At 61.6% G+C, this 20,812-nt stretch carries 21 protein-coding genes and 2 pseudogenes; 8 read left to right on the top strand and 15 right to left on the bottom strand.

Annotated elements, in window-relative coordinates; genetic code table 11:
• Positions 1-27: 27 nt before the first annotated feature.
• The 3 genes from NKH42_RS17400 to NKH42_RS17390 all read right to left on the bottom strand — a co-directional run bounded on the left by NKH42_RS17400 (position 28) and on the right by NKH42_RS17390 (position 1,968).
• The gene (locus tag NKH42_RS17400) at positions 28-966 is read right to left on the bottom strand and encodes a GlxA family transcriptional regulator (protein ID WP_302895626.1); all 939 of its coding nucleotides are present in this window, start codon (positions 964-966) and stop codon (positions 28-30) included.
• A 347-nt stretch (positions 967-1,313) separates the two neighbouring features.
• Positions 1,314-1,448, bottom strand: coding sequence for a hypothetical protein (locus tag NKH42_RS17395; RefSeq protein WP_013894968.1), 135 nt, complete (start codon positions 1,446-1,448; stop codon positions 1,314-1,316).
• Between the two features lie 334 nt (positions 1,449-1,782).
• Positions 1,783-1,968, bottom strand: a complete 186-nt coding sequence (locus NKH42_RS17390) for a hypothetical protein (RefSeq protein ID WP_023719925.1) — start codon at positions 1,966-1,968, stop codon at positions 1,783-1,785.
• 230 nt (positions 1,969-2,198) lie between these two features.
• Here NKH42_RS17390 and NKH42_RS17385 point away from each other — a divergent pair, with 230 nt between their 5' ends.
• Positions 2,199-3,098 carry a LysR substrate-binding domain-containing protein gene (locus NKH42_RS17385; RefSeq protein ID WP_023676521.1) on the top strand — a complete coding sequence of 300 codons (900 nt, stop codon included), beginning with the start codon at positions 2,199-2,201 and terminating at the stop codon, positions 3,096-3,098.
• 6 nt (positions 3,099-3,104) lie between these two features.
• On the opposite strand, the gene NKH42_RS17380 is transcribed toward NKH42_RS17385, so the two are convergent.
• The 10 genes and pseudogenes from NKH42_RS17380 to NKH42_RS17335 form a co-directional block, all read right to left on the bottom strand.
• On the bottom strand, positions 3,105-4,088 hold the full coding sequence (locus tag NKH42_RS17380) for an alpha/beta hydrolase (RefSeq protein ID WP_352505745.1): 984 nt from the start codon (positions 4,086-4,088) through the stop codon (positions 3,105-3,107).
• Positions 4,089-4,358: 270 nt separating this feature from the next.
• Positions 4,359-4,541, bottom strand: coding sequence for a hypothetical protein (locus NKH42_RS17375; protein ID WP_352477599.1), 183 nt, complete (start codon positions 4,539-4,541; stop codon positions 4,359-4,361).
• A gap of 187 nt (positions 4,542-4,728) precedes the next feature.
• Positions 4,729-6,798: an ASKHA domain-containing protein gene (locus tag NKH42_RS17370; protein ID WP_352688163.1), complete on the bottom strand. Its 2,070-nt coding sequence runs from the start codon at positions 6,796-6,798 to the stop codon at positions 4,729-4,731.
• A 111-nt stretch (positions 6,799-6,909) separates the two neighbouring features.
• On the bottom strand, positions 6,910-7,884 hold the full coding sequence (locus NKH42_RS17365; RefSeq protein ID WP_023676516.1) for a methyltetrahydrofolate cobalamin methyltransferase: 975 nt from the start codon (positions 7,882-7,884) through the stop codon (positions 6,910-6,912).
• Positions 7,885-7,964: 80 nt separating this feature from the next.
• A complete protein-coding gene (locus NKH42_RS17360; RefSeq protein ID WP_352477600.1) occupies positions 7,965-9,056 on the bottom strand; it encodes a methylenetetrahydrofolate reductase in 1,092 nt (363 codons plus the stop codon).
• On the bottom strand, positions 9,053-9,676 hold the full coding sequence (locus tag NKH42_RS17355) for a methylenetetrahydrofolate reductase C-terminal domain-containing protein (RefSeq protein ID WP_352505747.1): 624 nt from the start codon (positions 9,674-9,676) through the stop codon (positions 9,053-9,055). The genes NKH42_RS17360 and NKH42_RS17355 overlap by 4 nt, the downstream gene beginning before the upstream one ends.
• Positions 9,669-9,971, bottom strand: coding sequence for a virulence factor (locus NKH42_RS17350; protein ID WP_352505748.1), 303 nt, complete (start codon positions 9,969-9,971; stop codon positions 9,669-9,671). Before NKH42_RS17350 ends, NKH42_RS17355 begins: the two co-directional genes overlap by 8 nt.
• A gap of 234 nt (positions 9,972-10,205) precedes the next feature.
• Positions 10,206-11,117 (bottom strand): fatty acid desaturase, encoded by a 912-nt coding sequence (locus NKH42_RS17345; RefSeq protein ID WP_352505749.1) that lies wholly within the window; start codon positions 11,115-11,117, stop codon positions 10,206-10,208.
• Positions 11,118-11,160: 43 nt separating this feature from the next.
• Positions 11,161-11,576 (bottom strand): annotated as a pseudogene (locus NKH42_RS17340) (hypothetical protein).
• 77 nt (positions 11,577-11,653) lie between these two features.
• Positions 11,654-12,229 carry a DUF4893 domain-containing protein gene (locus NKH42_RS17335; RefSeq protein ID WP_352505750.1) on the bottom strand — a complete coding sequence of 192 codons (576 nt, stop codon included), beginning with the start codon at positions 12,227-12,229 and terminating at the stop codon, positions 11,654-11,656.
• A 121-nt stretch (positions 12,230-12,350) separates the two neighbouring features.
• Here NKH42_RS17335 and NKH42_RS17330 point away from each other — a divergent pair, with 121 nt between their 5' ends.
• Complete coding sequence (locus NKH42_RS17330; RefSeq protein ID WP_254818172.1) at positions 12,351-13,274, top strand: NAD-dependent epimerase/dehydratase family protein; 924 nt, start codon at positions 12,351-12,353, stop codon at positions 13,272-13,274.
• An 8-nt stretch (positions 13,275-13,282) separates the two neighbouring features.
• Here NKH42_RS17330 and NKH42_RS17325 read toward each other — a convergent pair whose 3' ends face one another.
• Positions 13,283-13,912: a DUF1638 domain-containing protein gene (locus NKH42_RS17325; protein WP_254818173.1), complete on the bottom strand. Its 630-nt coding sequence runs from the start codon at positions 13,910-13,912 to the stop codon at positions 13,283-13,285.
• A gap of 64 nt (positions 13,913-13,976) precedes the next feature.
• Between NKH42_RS17325 and NKH42_RS17320 the strand changes: the two genes are divergently transcribed.
• Positions 13,977-14,117 (top strand): entericidin A/B family lipoprotein, encoded by a 141-nt coding sequence (locus tag NKH42_RS17320; protein WP_023676507.1) that lies wholly within the window; start codon positions 13,977-13,979, stop codon positions 14,115-14,117.
• A gap of 82 nt (positions 14,118-14,199) precedes the next feature.
• On the opposite strand, the gene NKH42_RS17315 is transcribed toward NKH42_RS17320, so the two are convergent.
• Positions 14,200-14,898: a cobalamin B12-binding domain-containing protein gene (locus NKH42_RS17315; RefSeq protein ID WP_023676506.1), complete on the bottom strand. Its 699-nt coding sequence runs from the start codon at positions 14,896-14,898 to the stop codon at positions 14,200-14,202.
• Positions 14,899-15,208: 310 nt separating this feature from the next.
• On the opposite strand from NKH42_RS17315, the gene NKH42_RS17310 reads away from it, so the two are divergent.
• From NKH42_RS17310 to NKH42_RS17290, 5 genes and pseudogenes are all read left to right on the top strand, one after another.
• Positions 15,209-16,783 (top strand): trimethylamine methyltransferase family protein, encoded by a 1,575-nt coding sequence (locus NKH42_RS17310; protein ID WP_254818174.1) that lies wholly within the window; start codon positions 15,209-15,211, stop codon positions 16,781-16,783.
• 89 nt (positions 16,784-16,872) lie between these two features.
• Positions 16,873-17,562: a hypothetical protein gene (locus NKH42_RS17305; protein ID WP_352505751.1), complete on the top strand. Its 690-nt coding sequence runs from the start codon at positions 16,873-16,875 to the stop codon at positions 17,560-17,562.
• 86 nt (positions 17,563-17,648) lie between these two features.
• Positions 17,649-18,056, top strand: a pseudogene (locus NKH42_RS17300) (dienelactone hydrolase family protein); the annotation flags it as partial.
• Positions 18,057-18,123: 67 nt separating this feature from the next.
• Positions 18,124-18,684 carry an RNA polymerase sigma factor gene (locus NKH42_RS17295; protein WP_352505752.1) on the top strand — a complete coding sequence of 187 codons (561 nt, stop codon included), beginning with the start codon at positions 18,124-18,126 and terminating at the stop codon, positions 18,682-18,684.
• 2 nt (positions 18,685-18,686) lie between these two features.
• Positions 18,687-20,807, top strand: a complete 2,121-nt coding sequence (locus NKH42_RS17290; protein WP_352751358.1) for a vWA domain-containing protein — start codon at positions 18,687-18,689, stop codon at positions 20,805-20,807.
• Positions 20,808-20,812: the final 5 nt, after the last annotated feature.

Genomic DNA, 20,812 nt, shown 5'->3' with positions numbered 1-20,812 from the left:
GCGGGCTTCGTCCAGCCGATGGCCCGATCAAGCCGCCAGAAGCTGCTTGCGGTCGACGCGTTCCTGTTGCGGCGAGCGGGCGTACAACTCGCGATAGCATTTGGAGAAATGCGAGGCGGAAACAAAGCCGCAGGCGACCGCCACTTCGACGACCGGCAACGACGACTGGATCAGCAGGTGCCGGGCGCGGTCGAGGCGGATCTCCAGATAGTAACGGGCAGGGGAGCGCCCCATCTCGGTGCGGAACAGGCGCTCAATCTGCCGGCGCGACAGGTCGACATGGTCAGCGATCTCGATCAGCGAGAGCGGCTCGGAGAGATTGGCTTCCATCAGCTCGATAATGGTCAGCACCTTGGAATTCTGCACGCCAAGGCGGGCGCGCAGCGGCAGGCGCTGGCGGTCGGTCGGGCTGCGCACGCGATCGGTCAGCACCTGCTCGCAGACGCGGTTGACGAGGCTCTCGTCGAAATCGTCGCCGATCAGCTTCAGCATCATATCGAGAGCGGCGGTGCCGCCGGCGCAGGTGTAGATGTTCTGGTCGATCTCGAAGAGGTCGGCGAAGACATTGGCCTTGGGGAACGCCTCGGAAAAGCCCGGCAGGTTCTCCCAATGGATGGCGCAGCGCTTGTTGGACAACAGGCCTGCTGCGGCCAGGATATGCGCGCCGGTGCACAGGCCGCCGACGGCAACGCCGCGATTGTACTCCTCGCGCAACCAGGCAAAGGCCGATTTGTTCTGGTAGCGCTCGACATTGATGCCGCTGCAGACGATGGCCATGTTCGGCCGGTCCGGTCCGGACATCTTCTTGCGCTCTTCCTCCAGCGAGGTGTTGACGGCGCATTCGACGCCGTTCGAGGCGCGCACCGGCTTGCCGTCGATGCTGGCGAGCCGCCAGCGATAGGCTTCATAGCCGAGCATGCGGTTGGCCGAACGCAACGGATCGAGCGCCGTTGCGAAGGCGATCATGGTGAAATCGGGGACCAGGAAGAATACGAACGATCGCCGGATCGGGTGCTTTACGACGTTCACGGGTAGATCCTCACGCTGCAATGGCGCGAACAGGATGTCGCGATCAGCATAGCGACATCAGGAAAAACGTTTCCTGTCAATTGGCTAGATGGCAACGGAGCGACTTTATTTGCGACATGGGTCGCAAATGGGCAATCGCTGTGCGGCGAAGGACGTGACAGGCCGCCGGATCGACCAACGAGCCTACGCAGTCTGCGCACACGAAAACGCCGCCTCGGCAAAACCGAGGCGGCGCTGGATCGACTTCGAAGCAGCGCTGGGCTGCTTCCGCCAGGATTGCTGTCTCAGGCGACGAAGCCGAGGCGCGCCGCAGCCATGGCCCCGGTCTGGCCGGGCATGGTGTTGGCCAGGCGCTGGCGCTCGAGCGCGGTCGTCAGGTTCATTTCGCGGCGGGCAAAGAGGCGGGCAAAAAGCTTCATGATCATCTCCATTCAGTTGCTCAGACGGGTCGCCTTCGCTTGATGGAGTGGGGCAGCTCGTTTGTTGATGATCATATAGGCTTACGTGAGGGGAAACTAAATCGCAAAAGCGAAGCACTTGATATGAAAAGCGACACGGAATGCGACAAATTTGGGCAACCTGCCCAGGATTTTCGATTATTTACAATGTGTTGATTGCCAGTGCGGGCTGCTATGCGACTTGCTCATATGCGGCATGCGACGGCGACATGGCTCGGGAAAATCATTTGAATACAAACAAAAAGGCCTGCCGGGCTGATCTGCGCGGCAGGCCTCAGCTGTTGATACACACGGTTTACTTTGCTCCAGCCCAAGATCCCACACCATGGCGAGTGCCGGTCTTGGCATCGGCAGCTTCGGGCCAGCCGATATCCTTCTGCAGTTCAATCGGCAGCGCGCGGATGGCTCGTTCCGTCTGGTAGCGGGCACGGGCCTCGCTGAACTCGGTCGCGATCCGACCGATGGATGACAGGATAGACATCTCATTCTCCTTCGCGTTGGGCCGGGATTGTCCCGGCGCTTGCAGCGTCAGGCGGTACACCGGGTTTGTTTCAGCTTCATTTCGTGTCGATTGCAGGTCCGTGTCATGGTTGTTTCGGGACCACGTCGATGCGTCCTGCCTTCGATGGAGTTGACTATCCTCCCAAACTGATGTTCAATCAAACGAAATGGAATGATGGTTTGCATCAGAAAAATTGAAGGTCGCTTGCCATGAACGCCCCACTCAATCATCCGCTGCCGCTGCTCGATCTCGACGTTCTGCGCACTTTCGTCGCAATCGCCGAGACCGGGAGCTTCACCACTGCGGCCAATGCGGTCTTCCGCACGCCGTCGGCCGTCTCCATGCAGATCAAGAAGCTGGAGGACATTCTCGGCCGCTCGGTGTTCGCGCGCGACGCCCGTTCGGTGACGCTGACCACCGATGGCGAGATGCTGCTCGGCTACGCGCGCCGGCTGCTGTCGATCAATCGCGAGGTGGTGTCGAAGTTCATCATTCCAGACATTGTCGGGGTGGTGCGGCTCGGCTCGCCGGACGATTATGGCGAACGTGTGCTGCCGCATGTGCTGAAGCGATTCGCACAGTCGCATCCTTCCATCGCGGTCGACGTCACCATCGACCAGAGCGTCAACCTGCGCCGTCGCATGGACGATCGGGCACTCGACATCACGCTGCTCACCAACTCATACAAGACCAGCGCGATCGGCGCCGAAGTACTGCTCACCGAGCCTATCGTCTGGGCCGGTGCCAAGGGGGGCTGTGCGCATCTGCGCGAGCCGCTGCCGGTCTCCTTGTGGGAAGAAGGCTGCGCCTGGCGGGCGGGTGCATTGGAGGCGCTTGGCCGCGAGGGCCGCAACTACCGTATCGCCTATATGAGCGCGCACACGGCCGGCCAGCGCGCCGCGATCATGGCGGATCTTGCAGTCGCGCCGCTGCCGAAATCGTTCCTCGGCAGCGACATGGTCGAGCTGTGCCCGAAGGACGGCATGCCTGACATCGGCACCTACAACCTCGCCATGGTGGTGACGCCGGACGCCAGCGCGCCGGTGAAGGCAGTCGCCGACCATATCCGAGCGACGTTTGAGATGTTCAGGGAAACTGGGAAGTTCTGAGCCAAACTACGACCTGAGCGGCGCAACCAGATCGCGAGGGGTTCCATCGCGGTCTGCCCTTTGCAGCGACAACTCTCCTGCCTTGGCATGATAACTGTCAGTTTCGTTGGTCAAGAAGGCCACTATGCTGTCCCGCGCGCGTCGCGCCTCCGGCATGTCGATCAATGGCCAGACATGGAACATGCCTTGCTCGTGGACGACCTCAATTTCGACGCCGGCCGCGCGTGCCTTTTCCGCGAAGATCAGATTGTCGGGTGTAAGCAGATCGCGTGAACCGGTCAGCAGCAGCGTTTTGGGCAGCACCGACAGGTCGCCGTAAACCGGGCTGATGCGCCAGTCGGTGGGATCTATGCCGGCGCTGTAAAGCCGGATCGCCTCGCGGCCGCCGGCAATGCCCAGCCATGGATCGTTGCGTTCAGCCTCATACATTTCTGGGTTGGCGAGCGATACGTCGAGGCCGGGCGAAATCAGCACGTGGCGTGATGGCAAGGGCAGGCCGTCTTGCGCAGCCATCATGGTCAGCACGACAGCCATGTTTCCGCCGGCGGAATCGCCCATGAAGATGATGTCATTTGCCCTGGTTTCGCCGAACATCTGGCGGTAGACGGCGCCGACCATACCGAACATCGCGTGGAAATCGTGTTCGGGAGCAATGGGATAGATCGGCACGGTGATACCGAACCCGAGGCGGTCGGCCATGTCGGCGATCAGCCGCCAATGATAGGGGGTGATTTCAAAGACGTAAGCGCCGCCGTGCAGGTAGAGAATCCGCCTCCGCTCGCCAGCCTTGGGCGCGATCTCGTAGACGGGAAAGCCGTTGATCGTGCGGGTTGTGATCTCCAGGCGCGACCGCAGCGACGCAGGCGGCCGATGGTTTTCCGTCTTGCGCGCATAGGCGATCCAGCGCTGCAGGTTCTCCGGGCTGGAAAACGCCTTCTTACGGCTGTACCTGAGCACGAACGAAACGACGTGGCTTTTGAGACTGGGCATGCAGATACACGGACTTCGGCTGAGCCGACTAAGAGAACCCCCGACTATTTTGAAGATTGTGTCGCCACCAAAAAAGTCAATATTTATGCAATCTCAACACGGTGGTTTGACTCCAGCTGGCGATAAAGCCTCAGGTCCATGAAGTCGCTAGCCCACCTGGGCAGCTCAGCGCCGCGGGCGGCAGTGCGGCGCGCAGCCGATTGCTGGGTGCAGCCGGAGCCGCATTGCGGCCCCGGCGAATACCAAGCAGCTTGCATTTGTCGATGAAGTTCATCCGCGCTGCATGCCCCAGCCGACCGAAAGCTGCCTTTCGCTTGAACGCGGCGACACCGGCCAGCCAATGTCCTTCTGGATCTCAGGCGGCAAGCTGTTGAGGATGCGCAGCGACTTGCGCGCTTCGCGTGTTTTCTTGAAGGCCGCACCATAGCGGCCGAGGCTTCCGAACATCGACATCTTGATCTCCTTTGGAGCGTTGCGGTGGCCGACAACTGTTTCTGCCTGCCGTTCGATGCCGGTTAAATGCTCCGCACATGTATCTGGCGGATTTCACGAAAACGCGATTTCGTTTCCAGATCGGCGCGATCTGGAAACATTTGCATACAAATGAAAATAGAAAGGCTGACAGCCGAGCGGAGGCGAGTCATCCCCGCCCGCGCCGCGCGGCGTGGCCTTCGCGCGAACGCCGTCGCGGGGCAGCGTCGCCGGCAATGCCGTCTTCGCTCACCGTCTTGCGCGGCGGCAGTTTCACCGCCGCCGACAGCTTGGGGAACGGGTCGATCTTATTTGGGAGCGCCATGGCATAAACGAAATGTTCCTGGAATTTCGGCTCCAGCGCCGTCTCGATCTTCTCGATCCTGCTGACGGTTTCCTCGATCTCGCGGCGATAGCCGCGGTTCAGGAGCGCCATGCGGGCGCCGGCGCCGGCCGCATTGCCGACGGCCGAGACCTTGTCGAGGTCGCAGTCCGGGATCAGGCCCAGCACCATTGCGTATTTCGGATCGATGAACGAGCCGAACGCGCCGGCAAAATGGATACGGTCGACATGTTCGGTGTGCTGCTTTTCCATCAAAAGCTTGGTTCCGGCATAAAGCGCCGCCTTGGCAAGCTGGATGGCGCGCACGTCGGTCTGGGTAATGGTGATCTTGGGCTCGCCTTCCTTCAGCACATAGGAGAAGGTGCGGCCATTGGCGACGACGCGAGGCGAGTGGCCGCTCAGCGATCCATCGACGACGCCGTCCTCGGAAATGATGCCGGCGAGGTACATCTCGGCTACCACCTCGATGATGCCGGAGCCGCAAATGCCGGTGACGCCGGTCGCCTGCACGCTGTCGAGGAAGCCCGGCTCGTCGGACCAGAGTTCCGAGCCGATAACGCGGTATTTCGGCTCCAGCGTTTCGGGATCGATACGGACGCGTTCGATTGCACCCGGTGCGGCGCGCTGGCCACCGGAGATTTCCGCACCCTCGAAGGCCGGGCCGGTTGGCGAGGAGGCCGCCACGACCCGCTGGCGATTGCCGAGCACGATCTCGGCATTGGTACCGACATCGACGATCAGCATCATCTCGTCCTGCCGATGCGGGCCTTCCGACAGCGTCACTGCAGCCGCATCAGCGCCGACATGGCCGGCAATGCAAGGCAGCATGTAAAGCCTGGCGCCCTGGTTGAGTTTCAAGCCGATATCCGATGCCTTGATGTGCACGGCGCCGGAGACGGCTAGCGCGAAGGGAGCGCCGCCGAGTTCGGTCGGATCGATGCCGAGGAACAGATGATGCATGATCGGATTACCGACGAAAACGGAATCCAGGATATCGTTACGCTGGACGTTGCCTTCGGCGCAGACCTTGTCGACGAGGCCCGAAATGGCCTCGCGCACGGCGACCGTCATGCCTTCGCGGCCGTCCGGGTTCATCATCACGTAAGAGACGCGGCTCATCAGATCCTCGCCGAAGCGGATCTGCGGATTGGAGGTGCCCGACGAGGCGGCGACCCGACCCGACAGCAACGACACCAGATGCATGGCGATCGTGGTCGAGCCGATATCGCAGGCAAGCCCGTATGCCTCGTTCTTCAGGCCAGGCCACAGAGCGATGACCCGCGCGGTCTCGCTGTCGGTGTCCTTGTGGATGGCGGCCGTCGCGGTCCAGTTGCCTTTGCGCAAAATGCCTTGCACCTGCGGCAACAGATGGAAATCGAAATCTAGGCTCTTGAGGCCCCAGTCCTTCATCAGCGCGATCTTCAGGCGGTCGAGGTCGCCGAGCGGCTTGTGCATGTCGGGTTCTTCGATCTCGACATAGCACATGCGGATAGCCGCATCGCGGGCGATGACCCTGGTATCGGCGTCCTTGCGGATAGTCTGCGCGTTAATAACGGTGTCCTGCGGCACGTCGACGACGAGATCGCCGAGGATCTGTGCCGAGCAGGACAAGCGGCGCCGCTCGGGGAGCCCGCGAACGCGCTCGTAGCGCTCTTCCTTGGCGCCCTTGGGCGAGAGGTGATCGTTGGAGGAGACGATCTTGTGCTTGGCGAAATTGCCTTCCTGCACCTCGATCTGGCAACGCCCGCAAGTGGCACGCCCGCCGCACACGCTCTCGACGTAGACACCAAGCTGGCGCGCGGCATCCAGAACCGGTGTGCCGACCGGAAACCGCCCGCGCTTGCCCGACGGCATGAACAGCACGAGCGGATCAGTGATGTTGACGGGAGAGTTCATTCGTTCCAGACTTTACTTTCTACGCTGCTCGGGTCTTGGCCACGGCAGCGATGCCGCTGTGTTTCGGTTCCTCCCAGTCGTAAACCCATATCGTGTCGGCCAAGCCATGGCTCAACCCCGGGCCATCCGCGCTTCGCGGCCGCCGCGCCTGCGTCCGCCATTGCCATTGCCATCGCCCGGCGCGTTGACCTGCGTCCGGGCGGCAACGGCCTGGCCGCCTTCAGCAGGCTTGTAGTCCTTGTATGTCCTGATCCAGTTGGTGCAGTTCTCGTCGGTGCCGTTCAGCACGTTGGCGCCGCGCACCGCTTCCATTTCCTGCGGCCGCACCGGGTTCATGATCGCCGAGGTCATGCCGGCGCCGATCACCATCGGGATGAAGGCGGCGTTGATGCCATGACGGTGCGGCAGGCCGAATGAGATGTTGGAGAGGCCACAGGTGGTGTTGACCTTGAGCTCCTCGCGCAGCCGGCGTAGCAGGGCAAATACCTGGCGGCCGGCATCGCCCAGCGCGCCGATCGGCATGACCAGCGGGTCGACGACCACGTCATGCGCCGGAATGCCGAAGTCGGCGCAGCGCTGAACGATCTTCTTGGCGACGGCAAAGCGCACATCGGGGTCCATCGAAATACCGGTCTCGTCGTTGGAAATGGCGACGACCGGAACGTTGTATTTCTTGATCAGCGGCAGGATGGCTTCGAGCTTTTCCTCCTCGCCGGTGACGGAATTGACCAGCGGCCGGCCCTTGGCGACCTTCAGCGCCGCTTCGATCGCGGCGGTCACCGAGGAGTCGATCGACAGCGGCAGATCGACCAGGCCCTGCACGATCTCCAGCGTCTGCACCAGCAGCGCCGGCTCGGTGGCGTTGGGGTCGACTGCGGTGACGCCGGCGTTGACGTCGAGCATGGTCGCGCCGCAGGCGGCCTGCTCCAGCGCATCCTTGATGACGGTCTCAAAATTGCCGGCGATCATTTCGGCGGCGAGCTTTTTGCGGCCGGTCGGATTAATGCGCTCGCCGATCACGCAGAAGGGCTGATCGAAGCCGATGATGATTTCTCGTGTCGCCGAGGCGACGATGGTGCGGGTCATGAAATCTCTCCATCGTGATATAAAGAGTTCTTTATATCGTTATCTGTTTGTGATCAAGCGAATGCTGACGATTCGCGCTGTCAATGCGCGGTTTTGACCATGTCGACCTGGGTTTCGGTGAGGTCGTCATGCAGTATGTGGTCGAGCCGGTCGGCAACGAGCTGGTCGTCGCGGCGGATTTCGCGCTTCCATGGCCGGCGACCCTTCAGCACGCCGGATTCGTCGACGATCTCGGCGACGTATTCTTCCTGGCGATAGGCCATCACATGAACGCCGGACACACCGGGAATTTCCTTCACCTCATTGATGATGTCGATGCAGAGCTGCTTACCTTCCTTCTTCTGATCCTGAGCGCCTTCCAGGCGCTTGACGATCTGATCGGGAATGTGAATGCCCGGCACGTTGGAGCGGATCCATTTGGCCGTCTTGGCCGAGGCCAGCGGCCCGACGCCGCACAGGATGAAGCATTTCTCGGTATAGCCGAGATCGCGGACCTTCTGCATGTAGGTACGGAACATCGGCACGTCGAAGCAATACTGGCTCTGCACGAACTGCGCGCCGGCAGCGATCTTCTTGCCAAGCCGATAGGGCCGGAAATCGATCGGCGGCGCGAACGGGTTGATGGCCGCGCCAAGGAAAAGCTGCGGCGGGGTCGTCAATTTGCGGCCGGACAGGAATTTTCCGTTGTCGCGCATGATACGGCAGGTTTCGAGCAGCGACATGCAGTCGAGATCGAACACCGGCTTGGCGCCGGGCTGGTCGCCGGCCTGCACGCCGTCGCCGGTCAGGCAGAGCATATTGGCGACGCCCATCGCAGCACCCCCAAGCACGTCGCCCTGGATGGCGATGCGGTTCCGGTCGCGGCAGGCGATCTGCATGATCGGGGCATAGCCCATGCGGGTCAGGAGGGCGCAGATGCCGACCGACGACATGTGGCAGTTGGCGCCGGAAGCGTCGACGGCATTGATGGCGTCGACCCAGCCGTCGAAAATCCTGGCGCGGTTGTAGACGTCTTCCGGATCGGCGCTGTCGGGCGGATTGAGCTCGGTCGTCACTGCGAATTCGCCGCGTCTCAATACGCGCTCCAGGCGACCACGCGAGGTGTGGCCGGGCAGGGGATCGAGCGGCAAATGGATGCCGGCCGGATTCTCGTCGGGCTGGCGGCCAATCATGCCGACGCTCCAGTGTTGGTAATGTTCCGGGCCGCATCGCGGGCGGCCGCCGCCTGCGCGGTGACGCGCAGCCACGCGGAGGTCTCGCGCAAGGATTGGTCGACCGGTTTCTGCACCTCCAAAATCCTGTCGCCATGCACCATGTTCCGCGAGCCTTCCCAGGCCTTAACCCAGACGCAGGGCATATCAGGCTCGACCTCGCAATTGCCGTTGGCGCGGACACCGCCACAAGGGCCGTTGCGCAATTGCTTAGGGCAGTTCATCGGGCACGACATGCCGGTCGAGGAAAGGATGCACTGGCCGCACATGCGGCAGTCGAACATGAAACCCTTGACGCGCTTTTCGACGAATTTCACCGGTCCTTCGACGCGGCTGTAGCCGATGCCCTTCCAAAGCGGGTGGAGGAGCAGAAACATGTCGGCGAATTTGGCGTAAAACCATTCGAGCAACCGCGAATGCCGGACCGACCAAAGCCGCACTGCAAACGAACGCTGCACGCGCCGCTGCGGCGACACGTCGGCCGGCTTGTAGTCGGATTTCGGCGCCGCCTTCCTGACGATGGTCGCCTGCGTCAGGCCGGTCTGAGCCGTCGTCGCCGGCATTGATTGGGGATCAGACATTTTCTTTGCCGCCCGCCTTGACCAGAGCTATCAGCCGCTCGCGGTCGTATTTCGCATCGATTTCCTGAAGAGCCTTCTCCGCCTCGGCTTCAAGATCGTCACCGACTAGGATGGGTTCTGCCTTGCGCCATTCGGCAAGATAGTCGTCGGTGCCGCCGGCGCCGGTGCGCATGGCGCACATGTCGATCGCCTCGGTGAAGCGCAGCGGCAGTTCGCGCTTGGCGTTCTGCCGGCCCTTTTTGACGATGACCTGGGCGGGGATGTCGCGCCAGTAGACGACGATCAGATCGGCCATGAATTCCTGCTCCTGCAGAGCGCCGCGCGTCCAATCGAACGCACAAACGATGCTCTACCATCTAACTCCGCTGCATCGTGCCCTCCAAAGATCGATTCCGATGTTTTGGGCCAATGCAGTGGTTTCGAGCATTGCCGGAAGCGCTGTTGGGCTGCTTGTTATGGGACGACGCGGGGGCCTTCAAAAGCGACGCAATCGACGGCCGCGGTTGAAAGCGGAGTCTTTCAGCACAGGTCAGCCGGCGCGGCCATCGAAGCTGCCGACCAGCTTCCTGTGGAAACGCACGTAACCTCGTTCGGTCGTGCCTAGATGCTCCGCGACGATCTCATGGAAGCGCGGCAGGCGGTGGAAGGGAACGGCCGGATAGGAATGGTGCTCCGAATGGTATGGCATGTTCCAGGCCACGAAGCGCACCAGCCTGTTGGTGAAGGTGGTGCGGGTGTTCTCGAGCATGTTGGCGACATGCGGGCACAACGCGTGCTCGGCCAGCAGGTAGGCCCGCAAAAACGGCTGTCCTACCAGCACCGGCACGATCCAGACCCACAACAGCAGCGCCGACTGTATGGTGAGAGATGCGGCCAGCAACACCGCATAACCGATAAGGAACAGCCGTGCTTCGGCAACCACCTTGCCGCGACTCTTTTCCGGTACGAAGCCGTCGCGATTGCGGCCAGCCGCATTGGTTGCGACCACGCGGCCCATGGCGATCCAATAGGGGCCGCCCGACAGATAGCGCAGATATTGGCTGACGGTCTCCGGCTTCGGCGCCCTCAGTTCGGGGTCGTTTTCGGGGTCGTGCGTATGGCGGTGATGGGCGAAATGGAAATAGCGGAACCATGCCGGCGGCAGCAGGATCAGGAAGCCGGCCACGGCGGCAACAGCGCGATTGAGCCACGCCGTCCTGAACGCCGTTTCATGGATGGTCTCGTGCAGCGGCGTGAAGAAGAAGACGATCAGGATTCCCTGCGGCAAGACGAGAAGCGGCCAGAACGGGATGCGGGCGGCGATCAACGCGCCCAGCAGGATAACCAGCCCGCCATGGGCGGCCAGCCGGAAAATGCCTGGCCGGTCAAGCCTGGCGGTGAGGTCGCGACGGTCCTCGACCGAAAGGCCGGCAATGATGGTGCGGTGATCGATGTCGCTCATGATGCAATGTTAGCGGCGGGTGGGCATCCGGTAAATCGGCGCGTCACCAGACGCCGTTCGTTATCCCGGTCCAGAGATAGGACCAGACCGTCGGGTGATACCATTGTTTCGAAGGCAGGCCGGGCTCGACCGTGCCGAGCTTGCCGGCCAGCGCATCTCTGACCGCCTCGACGCAGATGTCGCGCGAGAACGCCGCCTGCCGCAACGCGTAGCTTGAAATTGTGTCGCCCGGCTGCGGTTTTGCCGGGTCAGCATCATCGTGCCGAGTTGACCGATGGCCGAGGCCCAGCCTTGCCGTCGCGCCCGTCCGAGAAGCAATTGCTTTTTGGATTCAGGTGCTTCGAGGATAACACTGACCGGCCCGAGTTGATCGGCGACCGCGTTGACGATCGCCCAGATATGCGAGCCGCCTTCGGTGACGACGACGATCGGTCGTTGGTTTGGTTTCGACCGTGCCATGGTTCGCGACCTCCGCAAAGACCTGTTCTTTGCGCGCGAATGCTAGGCTGACCGGGTTAACCCTTGGTGATCGGGGCTCAGCGCTTGAGTTCGAGGATGTCGAGCTTCGATTCGTAATAGGGCGCCGGGAACTCGATGCGCCATTCGCTGGCGCTGTTGCGGAAGGCATAGCCGACCTGATCGCTTTCCGGGCCGCTGCCGTAGGGCTTTGCCGGATCGTCGTTGACGTAGAAGGAACCAACATAGATGGCGCGTTTCTCGCCATCGTCGAAGAAGCGGCCCTTGGTGCGCTGCGAGCCGGTGATCTTTTCCAGTCTCCAGCCGGAACCATCGTCGCTCACCTTGCATTTGAACCAGCCATAGATGACGAGCGGGCTCAATCCGCCGGCCTTGATGGTGCGGCATTGCCACTTGCCGGTCAGGTCGTTGTCGGAGAAGGAAACCAGCGGCTTTGCCAGCAAGGCGTCGAGCTGCTTGACCTCGGCCGGATCGCCGGCCTTCGCCTCGTCAAGCGCTGCCTTGCGCGTCTCGCCATATTTGTCGAGCCGCGCCTTGTCGGCAGCCGTTATCAACTTCTGCACCTCGCCGTCGGCGAACGCGGGCATGGTCAAGCAGAGGACAGTTGCTGCGGCAAACATGAGGCGAGCGATCATCGGTGGCGTTTCCCTGTTGATGGCTAGAGCAGCCCGTTTTCTTGTCTGGCGCATACCTTAATGTTTCGCCACGTTCTGTCATCCGTGCTTGGGCATCGACAGCGGAAACGAGGTGGAAAGAATGCGGATCTTGCTGACGGGATCGTCGGGCTGGCTGGGCAGCGCCTTGGCACCGCGCCTGCGGGCCCTCGGCCATGACGTCACCGGCCTCGATCCCGTTCCGTCTTCGGAAACTCCAATCGTCGGCTCAGTCGCCGATCGCGACCTGGTCATGCAGGCGGTCGAGGAGAACCGCATCGAGGCCATCATCCACAGCGGCGCGCTGCACAAGCCCGACATCGAACGTTATCGCAACGAGGATTTCGTCGAGACGAATGTGCGCGGCACGCTCAACCTGCTCGATGCGGCCGCTGCATTCGCGGTTCAGCGCTTCGTGTTTACGTCGACGACATCGCTGATGATTTCCGAGGCCATACGCGCCGGTTTCACGGGAGGCGCGCGCAAGGCGGCATGGCTGACGGAAGACATGTCGCCGGAGCCACGCAACATCTATGGCGTCACCAAGCTTGCCGCGGAACATCTTTGTCGCCTTTACCAGCTCCAGTTCGGCCTTCCGTCGATCGTACTGCGCACCGCTCGGTTCTTTCCCGAAGCAGACGATATGGCGCACGTGATCGAACAGTCGGACGCCAACACCAAAGCCAATGAGCTTTTGTTTCGCCGGCTGACGGTGGAGGATGCTGCCGATGCCCATATCGCTGCCTTGGAGAAAGCACCGCAATTGGGCTTCGACATCTTCATCATTTCGGCACCGACACCGTTCCAGCCCGAGGATTGCGCGGCATTGATCGCCGATGCACCCTCGGTCGTCGCACGCTATTTTCCGGATTATCCGGCACTCTACGCGAAGAAAGGCTGGACGATTTTTTCGTCGATCGACCGGGTCTACGATGCGTCGCGAGCGAGGGACCGGCTGGGTTTCGTCTGCAAGACGAGCTTTGCCGATGTGCTCGCCGGGCTCGAAGCTGAAGAAGGCCTTGCCTAGAAGTACCGTCAAGCCAGGATTGCAGCGCTGGCCAGTTCCTTCGTCAGGTCACCATAGCCGGTCGAGCGCCGCTCATAGGCGAGACCGAGCATTTTCGCCGCCTTTTCGGCGACCTTGTCGAGTTCCGGGTCGTCAGTCTGAGCGATATAGATCAGCTTCTCGTAGTTGCCGAAATAGTCCTTGATCAGCTCCGGGTGCTTGTCCAGGCCGAGCGGCTTCATGAAGAAGGCATCGAATTGCCGGCAGAGGAAATCGGTCATGTAGAACGACATCATGTCATCATCGGCGACCTTCGCATAGGTATCCATGCCCTGGTAGAAAGCAAAGCAATGCGGCCCGGCCATGCGCTCGACGCCATGCTTCTCGCAGATCCGATCGAGCAAGCCACCCGTGCCGCAATCGGCATAGCCGACGAAGATGTGTCTGTAGCCGTCGGTCTTGGCCTTCTCGATTGCCTTGTCCATGGCCGGCGCGATGCGGTCCGGATAGAAGTGGAACTCCGCTGGCAGGCAGGTCAGGTCGAGATGGTCGAGCCCAAGCTGCTCCTTGACCGCCAAAACCTCGCGCGCAATCATCCCGCAGGCGATGACGAGCAGCCTGTCGCCCTGATCGGATTGTTGTTTTCGCGCGGTAGTCATGGAACCAGTCTAATCCATCTTCGTTGCTGTCCAGCGAATTTATATGCTGAGGGAGACACCATTCATGAAATTGTTCCGCGTTGCGCCAATCGCTATTCTCGCCTGCGCCTTGGCTGTTTCGGCCTGCGCCAACACGGTGCGCGGCGTCGGTAAGGATATCAAATCCACTGCTAAAGCTGTTGACGATACCGTCAAGAAACCCTGATCCGCACGGCTCTAAACATTTGGGAATAAAAAAGCCGCACTGCAAGGCGCGGCTTTTCTCGTTGGTGCCGGACTTATTGACCTCAGGCCGAAGCGCGGACGTTGTGCTTGCGCTTCATGAAGTCCTTGGCGGTCTCGACCGCCACCGCGGCGTCGCGGCAATAGGCGTCGGCACCGACGGCTTTGCCGAATTCCTCGTTGAGCGGCGCACCGCCGACCAGCACAACATAGTCGTCGCGAATGCCCTTTTCCTTCATCGTATCGATGACGACCTTCATGTAAGGCATGGTCGTCGTCAGTAGCGCTGACATGCCGATAATGTCGGGCTGGTGCTTTTCGATGGCATCGAGATATTTTTCGACCGCATTGTTGATGCCGAGGTCAATGACATCGAAGCCGGCGCCTTCCATCATCATGCCGACCAGGTTCTTGCCGATATCGTGGATGTCGCCCTTGACGGTGCCGATCACCATCTTGCCCTGCTTTGGCGCGCCAGTGGCGACAAGCAGCGGACGCAGGATGAACATGCCGGCCTTCATCGCGTTGGCCGACAGCAGCACTTCGGGAACGAACAGGATGCCATCGCGGAAATCCTCACCGACGATGCGCATGCCTTCGACCAGAGCCTCGGTCAGCACCTTGTAAGGCGCCCAGCCGCGCTCGAGAAGGATATTGGTGCCTTCCTCGATTTCTTCCTTCAACCCGTCATAAAGATCGTCGTGCATCTGCTGCACCAACTCGTCGTCGGAGAGTTCCGAAAGGATGATCTCGTCGTCGGCCATTTTTTCTCAGGCTCCTTGCCGGCTACAACTATCGCGGCAGCTTAAAAAATATCGCGCCAATACCTAACCCGCATGGGCCGGTTGTCCATAGCTGATTTGCGACTTCCCGCAAAACGAAAGCGACCGTAAATCTCTTGGAATTCTTGTCGATTTTGCGACAGGCGTTGGCGCTGGCGGGCCGTTTCGAATAGGGTGCATGGCTACGATCCGGCCAGAGACCGCAATATGCGGCCGCAAACGGATTTCAGGCCGGTACAAGAGCCCGGCCGGAGTAAATCAAGGCCAGAACGAAAGCCAGGGAAGAACGATTATGAGTGAGAACGCGCCGGTCGATCAGGAAGCGTCAAACGCGCGGCGCGGACGCGCTGCCAGCGGTGGCGCCGCAGCCCGACGGGCTGCACGTTCGGGCGGCGGCCCCGGCACACAGCTCACCTATATCAAGCGCAAGATCAACGTCTATGAAGTGCTGGACGAGGAAGGGCTGGCGCTGATCGAAAAGAACACCGACACGGTGCTGGAGGAGATCGGCATCATCTTCCGCGACGACGCCGAGGCGCTAAAGCTTTGGAAAGAGGCGGGCGCCGACGTCAAGGGCGAGCGGGTGCATTTCCCCAAGGGCCTCTGCCGCTCGCTGTTGAAGACCGCTCCGTCCGTCTACACCCAGCACGCTCGCAACGGCGAGCGCTCGGTGCAGATCGGCGGCAACGCGACAGTGTTCGCGCCAGTCTATGGACCGCCCTTCGTGCGCGATCTCGACGGCGTCAGGCGCTATGCGACGATCGAGGATTTCCGGAATTTCGTGAAACTCGCCTATATGGCGCCGTCGATCCACCATTCGGGCGGCACGGTTTGCGAGCCGGTCGACGTGCCGGTCAACAAACGGCATCTCGACATGGTCTACAGCCATATCAAATATTCGGACAAGCCGTTCATGGGCTCGGTGACCGCGCCCGAGCGCGCCGAAGACACGGTGGCGATGGCCAAGATCGTGTTTGGTGACGATTTCGTCGAGAACAACACGGTGCTGACCAGCCTGATCAATGCCAACTCGCCGATGGTCTTCGACGAGACCATGCTGGGAGCGCTGAAGGTCTATTCGCGCCACAATCAGGCCTGTATCGTCACGCCGTTCATCCTTGCCGGTGCGATGAGCCCGGTGACGGTCGCCGGCACGCTGACACAGGTTTTGGCCGAGGTTCTGGCCGGGGCGTCGTTCACACAGCTGATCCGGCCGGGTGCGCCGGTGCTGTTCGGCACCTTCGCCTCGTCGATCTCGATGCAGTCGGGCGCGCCGACTTTCGGCACGCCGGAGCCGTCGCTGGTCTCGTATGGCGCCGCACAGCTTGCCCGCAGGCTCGGCCTGCCGTTCCGCACCGGCGGTTCGCTCTGTGCTTCAAAAATCCCCGATGCGCAGGCCGCCTACGAGAGCGCCAACACGCTGAACTCGACGATCCTCGCCGGCACCAATTTCGTGCTGCATTCGGCCGGCTGGCTCGAGGGCGGTCTCGCCTCCTGCTACGAAAAGTTCATGATGGATATCGACCAGCTCGGCATGACGCAGAAGTTCTCCGAAGGCGTCGACCTGTCGGAAAACGGCCAGGCGATGGACGCCATCCGCCAGGTTGGCCCGGGCAGCCATTATCTCGGCTGCGATCACACCCAGGCCAATTTCCAGACGGCATTCTATCGTTCCAACATTGCCGACAACAATTCTTACGAGCAATGGCTGGCCGAAGGCGAAAAAACCGCCCCGCAGCGCGCCAACGAGCTCGCCCGCCGCTGGCTGGAAAGCTACGAGGCGCCGCATCTCGATCCGGGTATCGACGACGGGCTGAAGGACTTCATTGCCAGGAAGAAGGCGTCGATGGCCGACGCCTTCACCTGAAAGGAGCCCGAATCAGGCGGGGCTAAAGTCGCCAACATCATCCACAAGGAAGTCTGGCGGAGCGCCTTCTCCGACCCGGACAAGAAGGGATGATCCTCGAGCGCAGCATGGTCGAAACCATCGCGGCGGCACTTTCCGCACACGGTCTCGTGCTTCGCGGCGGCTTCAATTTTGCAGGCGCTGAGAAGGCGCCTTCCGATCTCTCCGGCGCTACCGCCAAATCCGTCCTGCTGGTGGGGCAGGCGGGTGCCGCACCTTGGCCGCACTTTATGCACTGGTTGGAGAAACGGTCACAGCCGATCGACGATCCGCTCGACAGATGGTCGCGCGAAGTGATCGGCGCGGTGGCCGGAAAATTAGGGGCGCGCGCTGTGTCGCCGTCCGACAGGCCTTATCTGCCATTCCAGCAATGGGCGATGCGTGCGGAGGGGTTGAAGCCGTCACCGCTCGGCATTCTCATGCATCCGCAATATGGGCTCTGGCATGCCTATCGCGGCGCGCTGCTGTTCGAAGACGAAATTGCGCTCCAAGAACCCCGCGACATGATTCACCTTTGCGACACATGTCTGGAAAAACCCTGCCTGAAATCCTGTCCGGTAGAGGCTTATTCTGCGGATGGTTTTGCACATGAAGCCTGTCTGGCGCATGTGCGCGGGCAAAACGGCGAGCCCTGCCGGACCGGCGGCTGCCTTGATCGCAACGCCTGTCCTTACTGCACCGACTATCGCTATCCGGCCGAAGTTCAGGCCTTTCACATGGCAGCATTCGCGCGTCTGTAGCGTCGCCGAATGCCGCACGAAATCTTGAAGCAGATCGCCTCACTACAGCTTGCGGCGACGGTCACCGCCGGTATCTATCGCACGTCGGGCCGGTCGGCATTGTCGGCTGCTGCATGGGTGGAGCGCGGGCACTGAACGCAGCGGCCAGCTATCCCGGCCGCATCGTTGCCGCGGCCAGTTTCCACGGCGGCAATCTGGCTGGTGACGCCGCCGACAGTCCGCACCGGAAGGCCGCTTCGCTCAAGGCAAGGGTTTATATCGGTACGGCCGGCACTGATCGCAGCTTTCCGCCCGCGCAAGCCGCGCGGCTGGCCGAAGCGCTGCGCGCGGCCGAGGTCGACCATGTCATCGAGAACTATGCCGGCATGGCGCACGGCTGGTGCGTGCCGGACCACAGCGCCTTCGATGCAGCCGGCGCCGAGCGCCACTGGAAGCGGCTGACGACGCTGTTCGCGGAGACGCTCGGTCAGGGCACGCCAACCGTTACGACGTGACGGCGCGCCAGAAAATTCTTTCCATCGCCCCAAGGAACAGCCATTAGCCTTCGTCCAACAGGCAATGATGGCGATGATGCTGGACGAAAGCGAAGCCTCCGACGCTGAACTGATCGGGCGGGCGAAGGGCGGAGATCGGGGTGCTTTCGGCAAGTTGCTCGAAAGGCACTACGGTTTCGTCTATCGCGCCGCCTATCGCTGGTGCGGGAAAAAGGCCGACGCCGAGGATATCGCCCAAGAAGTCTGCGTCCGGCTTGGCCGGGCGATCCGCGACTATCATGGCAGCGGCGTCTTCACGACATGGCTCTACGCTATGACGCTGAATGCGGCGCGCGACATGATGCGCAAGACCGCCCGCGAGACGGTCAAGACCGATGCCTATGGCGCCTATGTCCTGATTTCGGGGGAAATCTCGGCTGAGCCGGAAGACCCGGCCGAGGCGCTCTGGGCGGCGGTGCGCAAGCTGCCGGACAAGCAGCGCGACGCGGTGCTGCTGGTCTATGGCGAAGGGCTGAGCCATGCAGCCGCCGCCGAGGCGATGGCGATCTCGGAGACGACGGCTTCCTGGCACATCCATGAAGCGAAGAAACGGCTGAAGACGCTGATGCGTTCAGCCGGGGAAGTGTGACCATGGTCGACGACAACGAACTCAACAAACTGCGCGACATCGCGGCACCGGCGCCGGACGCGGACGCAAAGGCGCGTGCCCTCCAGGCCGCGCTGCGCGCCTATGACATGGAAGAAAAAACTTTACCGGCCGCCCAAGGATCGGCAAGCGGGCTTCGTCTCACAGAGCGAGCACAAAGGCTCTGGAGCGAAATCATGCAAAAGAAACTCTTCGCCACGCCGGCCATCGCCGGGCTCGTTGCCCTGCCGATCGCCGGATACGCTGCCATGTACATGCTTGGGGAATCCACATTCAGCGGGCCCGAATTCGGCGGGGACGACAAGATCACCGAGACACTGGCCGACAAGCCGGCGGCCGTCAAACCGCCGGTCGTGGCCGAAGCAGACAAGCAGAAGAAGGCGGACGCCGACAGCGAAAGCCGTAACGCCGGCGAGGCGCTTGTGGCGCCGACATCGCCGCCGAAAGCGGAATCGACCGCAGTCGGCGGGTTGACCCAGCAGGACGTGCTCACCCGCAATGCTCCCGAACCGGCGCAGAGTGGCGAGTTTGTGCTGAATGGCGGCACCAGCACCGCGGCTCCGGCCGTCGATGGCGGCGCGCGGGTCGGACGCATGCCTGGCACGGTTGCCGAGCCCAAGCTGATGGCACAGCAGCCTGCCGCTGCGCCGGCCGACCAGATGCTGCCGCAAGAGGAAAACCGCGATCGCATCGAGAATTTCAAGACCAATCCGGTGCATGCCGCGCTGGAAGATCCGGTCTCGACGTTCTCTATCGATGTCGACACCGCTTCCTATTCCTTCGTGCGGCGCTCGCTGAAGGAAGGTTTTATTCCGCAAGCCGATACGGTGCGCGTCGAGGAGATGGTCAACTACTTCCCCTATGACTGGAAAGGCCCGGACTCCACCTCGACGCCGTTCAACTCGACCGTCAGCGTCATGCCGACGCCATGGAACGAACACACCAAGCTGATGCACGTCGCCATCAAGGGCTTCGACGTGAAGCCGGCCGAGCAGCCCAAGGCCAATCTGGTCTTCCTGATCGATGTGTCGGGCTCGATGAACGAGCAGGACAAGCTGCCGCTCCTGCAGTCGGCCTTCCGACTGCTGGTCAACAAGCTGAGACCTGACGACACGGTCTCGATCGTCACCTATGCGGGCGATGCCGGTACCGTGCTGGAGCCCACCAAGGCTTCGGAAAAGGACAAGATCCTCGCTGCCATCGACAATCTGACATCGGGCGGCTCGACGGCAGGCGAGGCCGGCATCAGGCAAGCCTACCGGCTGGCGCAGAAATCCTTCGTCAAGGACGGCATCAATCGGGTGATGCTCGCCACCGACGGTGATTTCAATGTCGGCCAGACCGACGACGACGATCTGAAGCGGCTGATCGAAAAGGAGCGCAAGACAGGCGTATTCCTGTCGGTGTTCGGCTTCGGCCGCGACAATCTGAACGATCAGATGATGCAGACCATCGCCCAGAACGGCAATGGCACCGCTGCCTATATCGATACGTTGGCGGAGGCCGAGAAGGTACTGGTCGAGGATGCCTCCTCGACACTGTTCACCATCGCCAAGGACGTGAAGATCCAGGTCGAGTTCAACCCGAACAAGGTTTCGGAGTACCGGCTGATCGGCTACGAGACCCGCGCCATGAATCGCGAGGATTTCAACAATGACCGGGTCGACGCCGGCGAGATCGGCTCAGGCCATTCGGTCACAGCGATCTACGAAATCACGCCTAAGGGCAGCGGCGGCGAACAGATTGATCAACTGCGCTATGGCCAGGCCTCGGTGAACAATGGCGGTGTTGCCAATGCCGACGAATATGCCTTCGTCAAGATCCGCTACAAGCTGCCGAACGAGGACACTTCGAAGCTGATCACCACGCCAGTGACGTCAGCCAACGAAGTGGCGTCGTTCGACCAGGCCAGCACCGACCAGCGTTTCTCCGTTGCCGTTGCTGCCTTCGGCCAGAAGCTGCGCGACGAGGATGCGACCGCGAAGTTCGGCTACGACAAGATCATGCAGATTGCCATCGCCGCCAGAGGAGCCGACCCGTTTGGATACCGGTCCGAGTTCCTCTCGCTTGTGCGCCTTGCCTCGGCGCTCGGCGGTAACCGGTAGTGGCA

The sequence above is a fragment of the Mesorhizobium sp. M1142 genome, from assembly GCF_040318565.1.
In the GTDB taxonomy this organism is placed as follows: Bacteria; Pseudomonadota; Alphaproteobacteria; order Rhizobiales; family Rhizobiaceae; genus Mesorhizobium.
This window is presented reverse-complemented; position numbering and strand designations above follow the sequence as displayed.